This window comes from Citrobacter sp. CK180, assembly GCF_030333655.1.
Classification (GTDB): domain Bacteria; phylum Pseudomonadota; class Gammaproteobacteria; order Enterobacterales; family Enterobacteriaceae; genus Citrobacter_B; species Citrobacter_B koseri.
Genome location: NZ_JAOWFM010000040.1, coordinates 1 through 13408 on the forward strand (window position 1 = coordinate 1; position 13408 = coordinate 13408).

A 13408-nucleotide genomic window follows, 5' to 3' on the forward strand; every position below is an offset into this window, starting at 1 on the left:
ACTCTTCAATTTAAGTTTGATGCTCGTGAATTAAACTTCGTAATGAATTACGTGTTCACTCAGAGACTTGGTATTCATTTATTGTCCGAAGACATTAAGAATCCATGTCACTTTGAGTGCCCACACAGATTGTCTGATAAATTGTTAAAGAGCAGTTGCAACGCGGCTTTCAGCTCACCGTTGCGAGGTGACGTATAATACGTTTTCCTCATTCAGAGTCAAGTGCTTATTTTCACTTTTCTCTGCCGGCGTTCATCGCTGAACCCCGCTGACCCGGCGGCCTGTGTGCCGTTGTTCCGTGTCAGTGGAGGCGCATTATAGGGAGTTATTCCGGCCTGACAAGGGGAAATTTAAAATTATTTTCCGACTGCTTTCTTTTTAAGCAAAACCACCTCAAACCGCCAGTTTTTCGAGCGTTTCGAAACCGTAACGCTGTAAAACGGGTATTAATTGCTCGGTCTCTGGCGTCATTGCCATGCAGAAAGCAATATTAGCCTCCGCTGATTTGGCATCCGGCGCTTCATGCTCTAACAACCAGGCTGTGCGACGCGCAATCGCCGCCCCGGAATCCACCAGCCTTGTCCCTTCAGGAAGGACCTGCAACAGTTCTTCCTGTAATAGAGGGAAATGGGTACATCCCAGAACAACCGTGTCGGGCGGTTCCGGCATCCGCAGCCAGGGTCTCAGGATACGGCGTAGTTCTTCCAGCGATACGGGTTCACCGTGCAGTTTGGCTTCCGCCAGCTCCACCAGTTCTGCCGATCCCAACATCGCTATCTGACATTCATTCGCAAATCGCGCTATCAACTCATGGGTATAAGGGCGTTTTACCGTGCCACGCGTTGCCAGCAACCCGACGATGCCGTTGGCGGTCAGCCTCGCTGCGGGTTTAATCGCAGGTACGACGCCCACAACCGGGAACGCGAATTTTTCACGCAATGCAGGAAGAGAAACCGTGCTGGCCGTATTACAGGCGATTACCGCAAGTGAGAGAGGATAACGCTGCTGCACTGCGGTAACGATCTCGACGACGCGCTCGACAATAAACGCTTCGCTCTTTTCCCCGTAAGGAAACGCGACGTTATCGAAAGCATATATATAGTGGAGATTCGGCAGGAGATGCCGAATCTCATCGTAGACCGACAACCCACCGACGCCGGAATCAAACACCAGCACGGTGGGACGTGGATCAGAAGGTGTAGCTGCCAGACAAGTAGTACTCTCGTCCTGCAGTTTGGTAGCCATAAGCTGTCTCGTAATCTTTATCGAACAGGTTGGCGATTTTACCACGAACTGTCAGGCGATCGGTGATCGGATACGATGCAGAAACATCAACAGTGCTATAGCTCGGCAAGATTTGCTGGGTGTTATTGTACTGGGAGGTGTTGTTATCGTAGCGCTTGCCGTAATACTGCCACGATACATCCATATCGACGTTAAACATCGTCCAGTCCAGTTGATACTTCGCCTGGCGCTTCGAGCGTCGGGCTAACACTTCACCGTTGTCGTCATTACGCGGATCGACATATTGCAACGTAACACGATGGCTAAAGATGCCGGTATCAAAGCTGCCCGTCCATTCCACGCCTTTAATGGTTGCCGCATCAATATTGTCATACTCACCCTGGTAGGTGTTTGGATCAAAGTAGTAAGTGATCAGGTTAGTAATCTTGTAATGGTAGGCAGACAGGCGCCAGTCCAGCGGACCAGTGAGCCCTTCCAGCCCGGCCTCCCACTGTTTAGACTCTTCCGGTTTCAGGTTAGGATTCGCGTTGATGCCAAAACGGGTAGAACCAAACTGCTGCCCCAGAGATGGAGACAGGAACCCGGTACCATAGCCGATAGTTACTCGATAGTTGTCGATAAACTCCCATCCAGCCGTCGTCTGCCAGGTGCCATGCCAGCCAAACTGTTTATCATGATCTTCACGCCCTGAAGCCTCCAGCGTTACATCGCCGAATTGTTGCTGACCGGTCAGGTATAAACCGGTGTTATCGCGTTTATATGTGTCCGACATCACGGTATCGGATGAGGTCAAACGCTGCTGCTGCCAGTCTACGCCCGCGCTAACGGAACCGTGCCCCACGATAAGGTTATTACCCCATTGCAGGTTACGCTGGGTCATGCGATCGAGCGTCGTACCGTCATGATAGCGACCATAAATACTGCTGTAGTTATAGTCCTTCACCTTCTGGTAGCTGGCGAGAAGTTGTGAAGAGTAAATCCCGGAGTTGAATTTCAGACCTGCGTCCCAGCTCTGATTGTAGAGTTGCGATTCATCAGCACTGTAGGCCGGAATAGACGGCGGGCTTCCCAGATCGTAATCAGAGTTGTTGGTATAACTGTGACCACGGAAAAAACCATCGAAATTATCATTAAATTTATGTTCGAGGCTGCCCCAGAATGCCTTGCTGCGAAAACCATCGCGGTCGCGATCGTGATCCCAGGTTGAGCCGGGCTGTACGTTAAAGCCTTTATTGCCCTCATAAGAACCCGCTACCGTGGCGACAGTGTCGCCAAAGCGATGGCGCAACGTACCGTCATATTGCTGATAACCTTTTGAACCAACACCCGCAGTAATTTTTGACTGTTCTTGATCGGAGTGCGTAATAACGTTAATGACCCCACCCATTGCGCCGGAACCATAAATCGCGGAACGTGGTCCACGAATGTATTCCACGCGTTGCACCAGCGATATTGGAATCTGATTCAGATCGGGGTTATTCGTAATGCCAGGGCGGGTCATGGGAACACCATCGACCAGAACCAATACCTGTTTGGCTTCCGTACCACGAATAAACAAAGAAGAAGACTGCCCCATGCCGCCGTTTTGATTGATATCAACGCCCGGCAGGCGGCGCATCACATCATTCAAATTCTTCGCTTGCCAGCGGTCGATATCCTCACGCGTCACAACATCAGCAGGCGCCAGTACGGTATTAACAGGTTGTTGAAAACGATTTGCGGTGACGATCAGGGTGTCTGGGTTAGTATCCTGCGCCCAGCCAGAAAATGCCGTGACGGAGAGCGCCGTCAGCAGCGAAGATTTTTTAATCATTGTAAAGCATCCACAATATAAGAAGGATGCCGCAGGCTTCATCGATAGTACGCGATGATGAACACCAGATGCGACGTTAGCCGGCAGGTCTTCGGGCTTGGAAGGTTATCCTCAGGATACAAGAGATGATGACTTCCCGCCGGGTGGCAGTGTCTGCTTATGCTCTCATCTCACCTTTCCTTACCGCTGCGCGTCAGCTCCAGATTCGCACTGGATTCCCTATTAACTCACAGGACCGGCTCACGGATGCTACATTCTGTAACAATCTACGTCCAGACCGCATATCACAATATCGGAAATCATCAATGACTGGACATCTGATGAGCAATCCCTACAATCCCCGCGTACTTTTATTTTTCAGGATGCATCATGACCCCCGAACACCTTCCGACAGAACAGTATGACGCGCAGCTAGCCGAAAAAGTGGTGCGCTTGCAGAGTATGATGGCGCCGTTTTCTGACCTGGTCCCGGAAGTGTTTCGCTCGCCAGTCAGCCATTATCGGATGCGCGCCGAATTTCGCCTGTGGCATGACGGCGACGACCTGTATCACATCATTTTTGATCAGCAGACGAAAAGCCGTATCCGCGTCGACAGCTTCCCGGCGGCCAGCGAGCTGATTAACCAGCTGATGACGGCGATGATTGAAGGCGTGCGCCATAATCGCGTCCTGCGCCATAAGCTGTTCCAGATTGATTACCTCACCACGATGAGCAATCAGGCGGTGGTTTCGCTGCTGTACCATAAAAAGCTGGATGATGAGTGGCGCCAGGAAGCGGAAACGCTGCGGGATGCGCTGCGAGCGCAAAACCTGAATGTGCATCTGATTGGCCGGGCGACCAAAACCAAAATCGAGCTGGATCAGGATTACATTGACGAACGTCTGCCCGTGGCGGGAAAAGAGATGATCTACCGTCAGGTAGAGAACAGCTTCACGCAGCCCAATGCCGCAATGAATATTCAGATGCTGGAGTGGGCGCTGGATGCAACCAAAGCGTCGAAAGGCGACCTGCTTGAACTGTACTGCGGCAACGGCAACTTCTCATTGGCTCTGGCGCGTAACTTCGACCGGGTGCTGGCAACGGAAATCGCCAAACCGTCAGTCGCCGCAGCGCAGTACAACATTGCCGCTAACCATATTGATAACGTGCAGATTATCCGTATGGCCGCCGAAGAGTTTACGCAGGCGATGAACGGAGTACGCGAGTTTAACCGTTTGCAGGGCATCGACCTGAAGAGCTATCAGTGTGAAACGATTTTTGTCGATCCGCCGCGTAGCGGGCTGGACAGTGAAACCGAGAAAATGGTGCAGGCATATCCGCGTATTTTGTACATCTCCTGCAACCCGGAGACGCTGTGTAAGAACCTGGAAACATTAAGCCAGACGCACAATGTGTCACGTCTGGCTCTGTTCGATCAGTTCCCGTATACGCACCATATGGAATGCGGCGTGTTACTCACTGCCAGGTAAAACGTAGGCCGGATAAAGTGGTTACGCCGCCATCCGGCGATATGCCCGGTGGCGCTGCGCTTGCCGGGCCTACAAATCATCGTAGGCAGGATAAGGCGTTTACGCCGCCATCCGGCGATATGCCCGGTGGCGCTGCGCTTACCGGGCCTACAAATCATCGTAGGCCGGATAAGGCGTTTACGCCGCCATCCGGCATTATTCCGCGACTTCCTGCTTGCGGTTACGCATCTTAAAGCCAATCCAGAACACAAGAATCACCGACAGCACCGCCGGGAAGAAGTTAGAACCGATATCCGGGTATTCCGCACGTACCACGGTGCTGTACAACAACACGCCGAGGATAAAACAGGCGGCAGCCAGCCCCGGCAAGCCGACAGGCATAGTGCGGTTTTGATAACGTTGATGCAGGCAATAAACCGCCAGCACCAGCGCGATAATCGGGAATACAGAAAACGGCACGATGGAGCTAAACAGCGCCGCGAATGTGCCATTGATCGATAAGCCAGCGACCAGCGCCAGCAACAGCGTACCTTTATCTTGACCTGACTGTTTCATTGCTCGTCCTTCACATTACTCGGAGTGATGTGCCATCTTCTCTTGTTCACGGCGGTACCAGTAATATGCCCCTTTCGCAATCATGCGCAGTTGCAGTACCAGCCGCTCTTCCAGCTGTCGGCGTTGTTCCGCACCAACATCCAGCGCCTCGGCACCTGCACTAAACACAATCGTCACCATCGCTTCGGCTTGCGCTTCAGTGAACGCGCGCGGCATATGGTTTTCGAGTTCCAGATAGTCCGCAAGTTCCGCGATGAAATGCTGAATCTCACGCGCGACTGCGGCGCGAAACGCGGCCGAGGTGCCGGAACGTTCACGCAATAATAAACGGAAGGCGTTAGGATTGTTGCCGATGAACTCCATAAATGTGGAGACCGAGGTACGGATCACACTGCCGCCTTTGGCAATACGCTGACGCGCCTGGCGCATCAGTTGGCGCAGCATTAAACCGCTCTCATCCACCATCGTCAGGCCAAGCTCATCCACATCGCGGAAATGGCGATAAAATGAGGTTGGCGCAATGCCCGCTTCACGCGCTACTTCGCGTAAACTGAGACTGGCGAAACTCCGTTCGGCGCTCAGTTGACTGAATGCGGCTTCTACCAGCGAACGCCGGGTTTTTTCTTTTTGTTGCGCTCTAACGCCCATCACGATGTCTGAATCCTTCCATATGCCTTATCTGGCACTATACCAGAGAACAAACTTAATCTGTTTGTTCAGCTTTGTGAATGATTGTTTACAGGCTGTTTGTGCTCCAGCTCCACAAAAAAGCACAACGATAATTGGGTTAAAGGCGCGCGAATGTTATCATCGTGTTTATTTTATGTATAAAAACAGGTGAGTAATACCATGCCACATTCCTGGGATTATGATGCAATCGTCATAGGTTCAGGCCCCGGCGGCGAAGGCGCTGCAATGGGTCTGGTTAAGCAAGGAGCGCGCGTCGCCGTTATTGAGCGTTATCACAACGTTGGCGGCGGTTGTACCCACTGGGGCACCATCCCGTCGAAAGCGCTCCGCCATGCCGTCAGCCGTATCATCGAATTCAACCAGAACCCCCTCTACAGCGACCACTCCCGACTACTTCGTTCTTCCTTTGCCGATATTCTCAACCATGCCGATAACGTCATTAATCAACAAACGCGCATGCGGCAGGGCTTTTATGAGCGCAACCACTGTGAAATATTGCAGGGTAATGCGCATTTTGTTGACGAAAACACCCTCGCGCTGGAGTGCCACGACGGCACGGTCGAAACCCTGACGGCGGAGAAATTCGTGATTGCCTGCGGGTCGCGTCCTTATCACCCGGCCGACGTTGATTTCGCGCATCCACGTATTTACGACAGCGACTCAATCCTTAGCCTGCATCACGAACCTCGTCACGTCATCATCTATGGCGCCGGGGTGATCGGCTGCGAATATGCGTCAATCTTCCGGGGAATGGATGTCAAGGTCGATTTGATTAACACCCGCGACCGTCTGCTGGCGTTTCTTGATCAGGAGATGTCCGACTCTCTCTCTTACCACTTCTGGAACAGCGGCGTGGTTATTCGCCATAACGAAGAGTACGAGAAGATTGAAGGCTGCGACGACGGCGTCATTATGCACCTGAAATCCGGTAAAAAGCTGAAGGCCGACTGTCTGCTGTACGCCAACGGACGCACCGGTAACACCGATTCACTGGCGCTGGGAAATATCGGTCTGGAAACCGACAGCCGTGGGCAACTCAAGGTCAACAGCATGTACCAGACCGCACTGCCGCACATTTACGCAGTGGGCGATGTGATTGGCTATCCGAGTCTGGCTTCCGCCGCTTACGACCAGGGTCGAATTGCCGCGCAGGCGCTGGTGAAAGGCGAAGCGACCGCCCATCTTATTGAAGATATCCCTACCGGGATTTACACCATCCCGGAAATCAGCTCCGTCGGCAAAACCGAGCAGCAATTGACGGCGATGAAAGTGCCTTACGAAGTCGGACGTGCGCAGTTTAAGCACCTGGCGCGCGCGCAAATCGTCGGGATGAACGTGGGAACGCTGAAGATCCTGTTCCATCGGGAAACAAAAGAGATTCTGGGGATTCACTGCTTTGGCGAACGCGCGGCCGAAATTATTCACATCGGCCAGGCGATTATGGAACAGAAAGGCGGCGGTAACACCATTGAGTACTTCGTTAACACCACCTTTAACTACCCGACAATGGCGGAAGCCTATCGGGTAGCGGCGCTAAACGGCTTAAACCGCCTGTTTTAACGCTTTGTCGAAATGGCCATCCATCTCCGCACGGATGGCCTCCGCCAGTTGCTCATAGCGACTGCGCAGCGGCGATCCCGGACGATAAACCAACCCAACCGTACGCTTAGGCTCCGGCTTAATGCACGGCAGGTAGACTACGCCATCACGCTTACGCTCCTGCGGAACCGCCAGCGCAGGCAGTAAGGTAATACCGCTCCCCGCCGCAACCATGTTGCGCAGCGTTTCCAGACTGGTCGCCCGGAAATGGGTGTCTTCATCCGCGCCCGCCTCGAAGCAGAAGCCCATCGCCTGATCGCGCAGGCAGTGCCCGTCTTCCAGCATCAGCAGTTTTTCACCCGCCAGATCGGACATCGGCACACGATCGCGATTCGCCCACGGGTGATCCTCATAGATCGCCAGCATCATGGGTTCATCAAACAGCGGCACTTCGATAAACGCCTCGCTCTCTTTCACCAGCGCCAGGATCACGCAGTCAAGCTTGCCGCTGTCCAGTTGCGCCAGCAGCTGGTGCGTCTGCGCTTCATGCAGATACATTTCCAGCTTCGGGAAGGTCTGATGCAGCATCGGAATAATATGCGGCAGCAGGTAAGGGCCAACCGTTGGGATCAGGCCGATATGCAATGGGCCAGACATCGTCTCACCTTGCTGGCTTGCCATCTCCTTGAGCACTTTGACCTCACGCAGCACGGTGCGCGCCTGATCCACCAGCAGTAAACCCGCTTGGGTGAACAGAACTTTACGACTCGTACGCTCCAGCAGCATTACGCCCAGTTCATCTTCCAGCTTACGGATTTGCCCGCTGAGCGTCGGCTGGCTGACGTGACAGGAGTCCGCCGCACGCCGGAAATGGCGGTGTTCGGCTAATGCCACCAGGTATTCAAGATCACGAATATTCATTATTCATCCTCCGTCGCCACGATAGTTCATGGCGATAGGTAGCATAGCAACGAACGATTATCCCTATCAAGCTTTCTGTCTAATAATACATCACAGAAACGGAGCGGTACCTCTTTAACCCTTGAAGTCACCGCCCGTTCAAAGAGTTTTTCTCAACTCGAAATAACTAAAGCCAACGTGAACTTTTGCGGACCCTATGGTCCGCTTTTTTTTGCATAAATAAGCCCGACGTAATGCCAGGCTCTGATGACTGTTGCCGGATGGCGACGGTTCACAATTTTTTGTAGGCCGGATAAGGCGTCATCCGGCACAACGCCAGTTACGCCAGACGCGCCTTCGCGTAGTCGATCGCCTGCGCAACCTGCTGCGGTGAAACACCGCCTTTCGCCGCACGTTTATCCAGGCATGATTGCAGCGACAGAATCGGATACACATCATCGCCAATCACAACGCTAAATTTTTGCAGGTCAGCCAGCGACAGATCTTCCAGCGGTTTTCCCTGTCGAATCGCTTCCACCACCGTTTCGCCCACAATATGGTGCGCTTCACGGAACGGCACGCCTTTGGCAACCAGATAATCCGCCAGCTCAGTCGCATTCGCATAGCCCTGCTGCGCCGCTTCCTGGCAGCGCGGACGTTTTACCTGAATGCCATCCAGCACCAGCGCCGCCATGTGCAGGCAGTCCAGCCAGGTATCGAGCGCATCAAACAGCCCTTCTTTGTCTTCCTGCATGTCTTTGTTGTACGCCAGCGGCAGGCCTTTCAGCGTCATCATCATCGCCGTTAACGCCCCCTGCACACGGCCGCACTTGCCACGGATCAGTTCCAGCGCATCCGGGTTTTTCTTCTGCGGCATCAGCGATGAACCTGACGTCACGCGATCGGAGAGTTCCACGAAGCCCGCTTCACCGGTATTAAAGAAAATCAGATCTTCCGCAAAGCGCGACAGGTGAACCATGCCGATAGACGCGTCGGACAGCAGTTCCAGCACATGGTCACGATCGGACACGCTGTCCAGACTGTTACGCGTCGCCGAGGCAAAGCCCAGCCAGCCTGCCAGCTGTTCACGGTCGATTTCATACGCCGTACCCGCCAGCGCGCCGCAGCCTAACGGGCTGACGTCCAGACGCTTGAGCGCATCCTGCAAGCGGCTCTCATCACGCGCCAGCATTTCCACATACGCCAGGCACCAGTGGGCAAACGTCACCGGCTGCGCGCGTTGCAGATGGGTGTACCCTGGCATGACGGCATCCTGATTATTCTGCGCCGTCTCTACCAGCGCGCTTTGTAACTGACGGTTAGCAGACAGCAGCTCGGTGACCGTATCTTTGCACCATAGCTTCAGGTCGGTCGCAACCTGGTCGTTACGACTGCGCCCGGTGTGCAGCTTTTTACCCAACTGGCCGACTTTATCGATCAGTTTGCCTTCCACCCAGCTGTGAATATCTTCCGCGTCGCTTTCCAGAATCTGCTGCGGATTCACCCGAACCTCTTCCAGCAGCGCGCTCAGCGCCTCTTCCAGTTGCAGTTGCTCATCCGCAGTCAACACCCCAACCGTGACCAGAGCTTTGGACCAGGCCACAGAGCCGACGATATCCTGCTCGGCCAGGCGGTAATCAAAGCGCAATGAGTCATTAAACTGTTTGAACCGTTGATCCGCTGCCTGTGTAAAACGCCCACCCCAAAGTGCCATAACATGCTTCCTTAATATCTTGAATTTCAATGCCGGATGGCGCTTAGCTTATCCGGCCTACAGGTTCGGTTCACCCAGGCCCGATAAGGCGTGGCCGCCATCGGGCACAAAATAGTTTAAGCCAGAATACGCGTACCGATCGGCGTACCGTTAAACAACGCCGGAAGCTGCTCGGCATGACGCCAGGAGGCGATATCCACCGGGCGCCCCAGCGTGCGGGCGGCGTCCAGCGCCGCGTTCACCTTCACAATCATGCCGTCGGTAATGATACCTTGATCGATCAGCTGTTCCGCTTTGGCCGCCGTCATCTCGGCAATGCGCTGACCTTTGCCATCCAGAATACCGCTTACATCAGAAAGCAGGATCAGATCCGCCCCCAGCGTTGCCGCCAGCGCCGTCGCCGCCTGATCGGCATTGACGTTCATCAGTTGCCCTTCTTCGGTCACGCCAATGGAACTGACCACCGGCAAGAAGCCGCCTTCCAGCAGCGTGTTAATCAGCTTAGGCGAACCCGGCTGCGCCAGTCCAACGTGGCCCAGCTCTTCATCGAGTTGAGTCACTTTTACGCTATCGCCGTCGCCGAGATACAGGCCAACGGACGCGATATGGTGTTTTTTCGCCCACGCCAGCAAGGTTTTATTGGCGGTTCCCGCCAGCGCGCCGGTGATGATGTCGATCTGATCGGCGGGCGTCACGCGCAGGCCATTTTTCTTTTTCACCGGCAAATTTAACTGTTTCATCAGCTCATCCACAACGCAGCCGCCGCCGTGCACGATAATCAGCGGACGCTGATGCGACTCGCGGTAATTGACCAGCGCAGTAAACAGACGCTCCAGCGCCTCTTCGCTATCCAGTAATACGCCGCCCAGCTTGATAATTAATGGATTCATCATTGCACCCTTAAATAAGAGACTGCGTTTCAGCAAAGCCGAAACGGATATTTGCGCACTGCACTGCCTGCGCCGCTGCGCCTTTCAACAGGTTATCTTCGGTCGCCACCACGATCAGGTGCTCGCCCTGAACGGCAAAACCAATATCGCAGAACGGCAGCCCGACCACATTCTTCAGCGCCGGAACGCCCTTGTCATATAGCCGCACCAGCGGCTTGTCGCCATACGCCTGCTGCAACGCTTGCGCCACCTGAGTATGGGTAACGCCAGCTTTCAGGCGGCAGGTGATCGTTTCCAGAATTCCGCGCGGGAAGTTCCCCAGATGCGGCGTGAAAATAACCTCTGCCCCCAGATGGGTGGCGATTTCCGGCTGATGACGATGGGTAAAGACGCCATACGGTTGCAGGCTGACTTCACAGAAACTGTTCGAAAGCGCCGCCTTACGCCCGGCGCCGCTCACGCCGCTGGTTGCGTTAATGACCGGCCACTGGTTGAGATCCAGCAGGCCTGCGTCAATCAGCGGTTTTAACGACAATTGCGCCGCCGTCGGATAGCATCCCGGCACCGCAATCAGATTCGCTTCTTTTAGCTTGCCCGCGCTCCACTCCGCCAGGCCATACACCGCCTGTTCCAGCAGCTCAGGGTGCTGATGGGTAAAGCCATAATATTTTTCGTAGAAGGCGCTATCATTAACCCGAAACGCACCGGAGAGATCAAACACAACGCAGCCCGCATTCAGGAACTGCGGGGCCAGGTCGTGGCTCACTTCATGCGCGGTGGCGAGAAACACCACATCCACCCCGCCGCTGAACTCGCTAATATCAGACATTGGCTGCAATGGCAGATCGACAATGCCTTTTAACTGCGGATGTAAATCAGAGATTAGCTTTCCTGCATCATTGCTTTGCGCTGAGACGGTTAAAGCGGTTATGGTCATATCAGGATGACGATTTACATAGGTCACAAGCTCTGCGCCAGCGTAACCGCTGGCACCCACAATCAGCGTATTCAACATCGGGGCTGTTCACCTTCTTATGTCTGGTTGCCTGGTTAAGCCGTAACAACTTCACCTTACAGTTGGTGGGTTTTCTTACGCTCAACGTTAATGTATTTTTATTCACAAATAATGCATGAATATTGATACTATCATGACCCGAGGTGTGTCAACAATGAAAAACACTTTACCGCCATTTATCGAGATTTACCGCGCTCTGATTGCCACACCGTCGATTAGCGCTACCGAAGAAGCGCTCGATCAAAGTAATGCGTCTTTAATCACTCTGCTGGCAGACTGGTTTAAAGATCTGGGCTTCAAGGTTGAGGTTCAGGCAGTCCCCGGTACGCGCAATAAATTCAATATGCTGGCAAGCACCGGACAGGGTGCTGGCGGTTTGTTGCTGGCGGGCCATACCGATACCGTTCCCTTTGACGACGGACGCTGGACGCGCGATCCGTTCACGCTGACCGAGCACGATAACAAGCTCTACGGGCTGGGTACGGCGGATATGAAAGGCTTCTTTGCTTTTATCCTCGATGCCCTGCGTGACGTGGATGTGACGACGCTGAAAAAACCGCTGTATATTCTGGCTACCGCTGATGAAGAGACCAGCATGGCGGGCGCGCGCTATTTTGCTGAAACCACCGCCCTGCGCCCGGACTGCGCGATCATCGGTGAACCAACGTCCCTGCAACCGGTGCGCGCGCACAAAGGCCACATTTCAAACGCCATCCGCATTCTGGGGCAATCGGGCCACTCCAGCGATCCGGCGCGCGGGGTTAACGCCATTGAGCTGATGCACGACGCCATTGGCCGCATCATGCAGCTGCGCGATGACCTGAAAGAACGTTATCACTACGCGGCGTTTACCGTTCCTTATCCGACATTAAACCTGGGCCACATTCACGGTGGCGACGCCGCGAACCGTATCTGCGCCTGTTGCGAGTTGCATATGGATATTCGCCCGCTGCCGGGCATGACGCTGAACGATCTCAACGGATTGCTCAACGATGCGCTGGCGCCCGTGAGCGAACGCTGGCCGGGCCGTCTGACGGTGTCCGAACTGCATCCGCCGATTCCCGGCTACGAATGTCCGCCTGACCATCAACTGGTGGAAGTGGTCGAGAAACTGCTGGGCGCGCAAACCGAAGTGGTGAACTACTGCACCGAAGCGCCGTTTATCCAGACCTTGTGCCCGACGCTGGTGCTTGGCCCGGGTTCGATTAATCAGGCGCACCAGCCGGATGAATATCTGGAAACGCGTTTTATCAAGCCAACCCGCGAGCTGATTACGCAGGTTGTCCATCATTTCTGCTGGCATTAACTGCTTATCACCTCGCTAACCCTTTAGTGGTAAGCGAGGTGATTTATTAACATTTCCATAAGCAACGCTTATTTGATTCGATGTGAATTAAATTACGTAAATTCCCGTCATTTATTCGTTTGCTGAACCGATTTCGCAGCAATTGACGTCAGGTGTTTTACGTGGCTTTATAAAGATAAGAAGTGATGTAAAAAATTAAAGTCCGAAAGATTTCACGTTGCAGCCAACGCCGCTGTGACGCGAAAGATACAGGACATATTCAAAACAGATG

11 protein-coding genes and 1 riboswitch are annotated in these 13408 nt (G+C 53.8%); of the genes, 3 read left to right on the top strand and 8 right to left on the bottom strand.

What is annotated here, in order from left to right:
- Positions 1–393 precede the first annotated feature (393 nt).
- Both murI and btuB read right to left on the bottom strand, forming a co-directional pair.
- The gene (gene murI, locus OGV50_RS06850) at positions 394–1245 is read right to left on the bottom strand and encodes a glutamate racemase (protein WP_024130654.1); all 852 of its coding nucleotides are present in this window, start codon (positions 1243–1245) and stop codon (positions 394–396) included.
- Complete coding sequence (gene btuB / locus OGV50_RS06855; RefSeq protein WP_286488406.1) at positions 1190–3058, bottom strand: TonB-dependent vitamin B12 receptor BtuB; 1869 nt, start codon at positions 3056–3058, stop codon at positions 1190–1192. The genes murI and btuB overlap by 56 nt, the downstream gene beginning before the upstream one ends.
- A 65-nt stretch (positions 3059–3123) precedes the next feature.
- A riboswitch (cobalamin riboswitch) is annotated at positions 3124–3313 on the bottom strand.
- Positions 3314–3427: 114 nt separating this feature from the next.
- Between btuB and trmA the strand changes: the two genes are divergently transcribed.
- Positions 3428–4528: a tRNA (uridine(54)-C5)-methyltransferase TrmA gene (gene trmA, locus OGV50_RS06860; protein ID WP_047459762.1), complete on the top strand. Its 1101-nt coding sequence runs from the start codon at positions 3428–3430 to the stop codon at positions 4526–4528.
- A 195-nt stretch (positions 4529–4723) separates the two neighbouring features.
- Here trmA and OGV50_RS06865 read toward each other — a convergent pair whose 3' ends face one another.
- Both OGV50_RS06865 and fabR read right to left on the bottom strand, forming a co-directional pair.
- A complete protein-coding gene (locus OGV50_RS06865; RefSeq protein ID WP_012133827.1) occupies positions 4724–5083 on the bottom strand; it encodes a YijD family membrane protein in 360 nt (119 codons plus the stop codon).
- 15 nt (positions 5084–5098) lie between these two features.
- Positions 5099–5734 carry an HTH-type transcriptional repressor FabR gene (fabR, locus tag OGV50_RS06870; RefSeq protein ID WP_047459767.1) on the bottom strand — a complete coding sequence of 212 codons (636 nt, stop codon included), beginning with the start codon at positions 5732–5734 and terminating at the stop codon, positions 5099–5101.
- A 198-nt stretch (positions 5735–5932) separates the two neighbouring features.
- Here fabR and sthA point away from each other — a divergent pair, with 198 nt between their 5' ends.
- On the top strand, positions 5933–7333 hold the full coding sequence (sthA, locus tag OGV50_RS06875) for a Si-specific NAD(P)(+) transhydrogenase (RefSeq protein ID WP_012133830.1): 1401 nt from the start codon (positions 5933–5935) through the stop codon (positions 7331–7333).
- On the opposite strand, the gene oxyR is transcribed toward sthA, so the two are convergent.
- The 4 genes from oxyR to argC all read right to left on the bottom strand — a co-directional run bounded on the left by oxyR (position 7316) and on the right by argC (position 11831).
- Positions 7316–8233: a DNA-binding transcriptional regulator OxyR gene (gene oxyR, locus OGV50_RS06880; protein ID WP_012133831.1), complete on the bottom strand. Its 918-nt coding sequence runs from the start codon at positions 8231–8233 to the stop codon at positions 7316–7318. The genes sthA and oxyR overlap by 18 nt on opposite strands.
- Positions 8234–8552: 319 nt before the next feature.
- Entirely contained in the window at positions 8553–9926 is a 1374-nt protein-coding gene (argH, locus tag OGV50_RS06885; protein ID WP_112001502.1) for an argininosuccinate lyase, read from the bottom strand.
- A 116-nt stretch (positions 9927–10042) separates the two neighbouring features.
- Positions 10043–10819 (bottom strand): acetylglutamate kinase, encoded by a 777-nt coding sequence (gene argB / locus OGV50_RS06890; RefSeq protein ID WP_012133833.1) that lies wholly within the window; start codon positions 10817–10819, stop codon positions 10043–10045.
- Between the two features lie 7 nt (positions 10820–10826).
- A complete protein-coding gene (argC, locus tag OGV50_RS06895; protein ID WP_112001501.1) occupies positions 10827–11831 on the bottom strand; it encodes an N-acetyl-gamma-glutamyl-phosphate reductase in 1005 nt (334 codons plus the stop codon).
- Between the two features lie 154 nt (positions 11832–11985).
- Between argC and argE the strand changes: the two genes are divergently transcribed.
- Positions 11986–13137 carry an acetylornithine deacetylase gene (gene argE, locus OGV50_RS06900; protein WP_024130656.1) on the top strand — a complete coding sequence of 384 codons (1152 nt, stop codon included), beginning with the start codon at positions 11986–11988 and terminating at the stop codon, positions 13135–13137.
- Positions 13138–13408: the final 271 nt, after the last annotated feature.

Bases quoted from the DNA above. Each gene is read 5' to 3' on its own strand.
- argB (WP_012133833.1), bottom strand. From the start codon at position 10,819: ATGATGAATCCATTAATTATCAAGCTGGGCGGCGTATTACTGGATAGC.
- argC (WP_112001501.1), bottom strand. From the start codon at position 11,831: ATGTTGAATACGCTGATTGTGGGTGCCAGCGGTTACGCTGGCGCAGAG.
- OGV50_RS06865 (WP_012133827.1), bottom strand. From the start codon at position 5,083: ATGAAACAGTCAGGTCAAGATAAAGGTACGCTGTTGCTGGCGCTGGTC.
- trmA (WP_047459762.1), top strand. From the start codon at position 3,428: ATGACCCCCGAACACCTTCCGACAGAACAGTATGACGCGCAGCTAGCC.
- sthA (WP_012133830.1), top strand. From the start codon at position 5,933: ATGCCACATTCCTGGGATTATGATGCAATCGTCATAGGTTCAGGCCCC.
- oxyR (WP_012133831.1), bottom strand. From the start codon at position 8,233: ATGAATATTCGTGATCTTGAATACCTGGTGGCATTAGCCGAACACCGC.
- btuB (WP_286488406.1), bottom strand. From the start codon at position 3,058: ATGATTAAAAAATCTTCGCTGCTGACGGCGCTCTCCGTCACGGCATTT.
- murI (WP_024130654.1), bottom strand. From the start codon at position 1,245: ATGGCTACCAAACTGCAGGACGAGAGTACTACTTGTCTGGCAGCTACA.
- argH (WP_112001502.1), bottom strand. From the start codon at position 9,926: ATGGCACTTTGGGGTGGGCGTTTTACACAGGCAGCGGATCAACGGTTC.
- argE (WP_024130656.1), top strand. From the start codon at position 11,986: ATGAAAAACACTTTACCGCCATTTATCGAGATTTACCGCGCTCTGATT.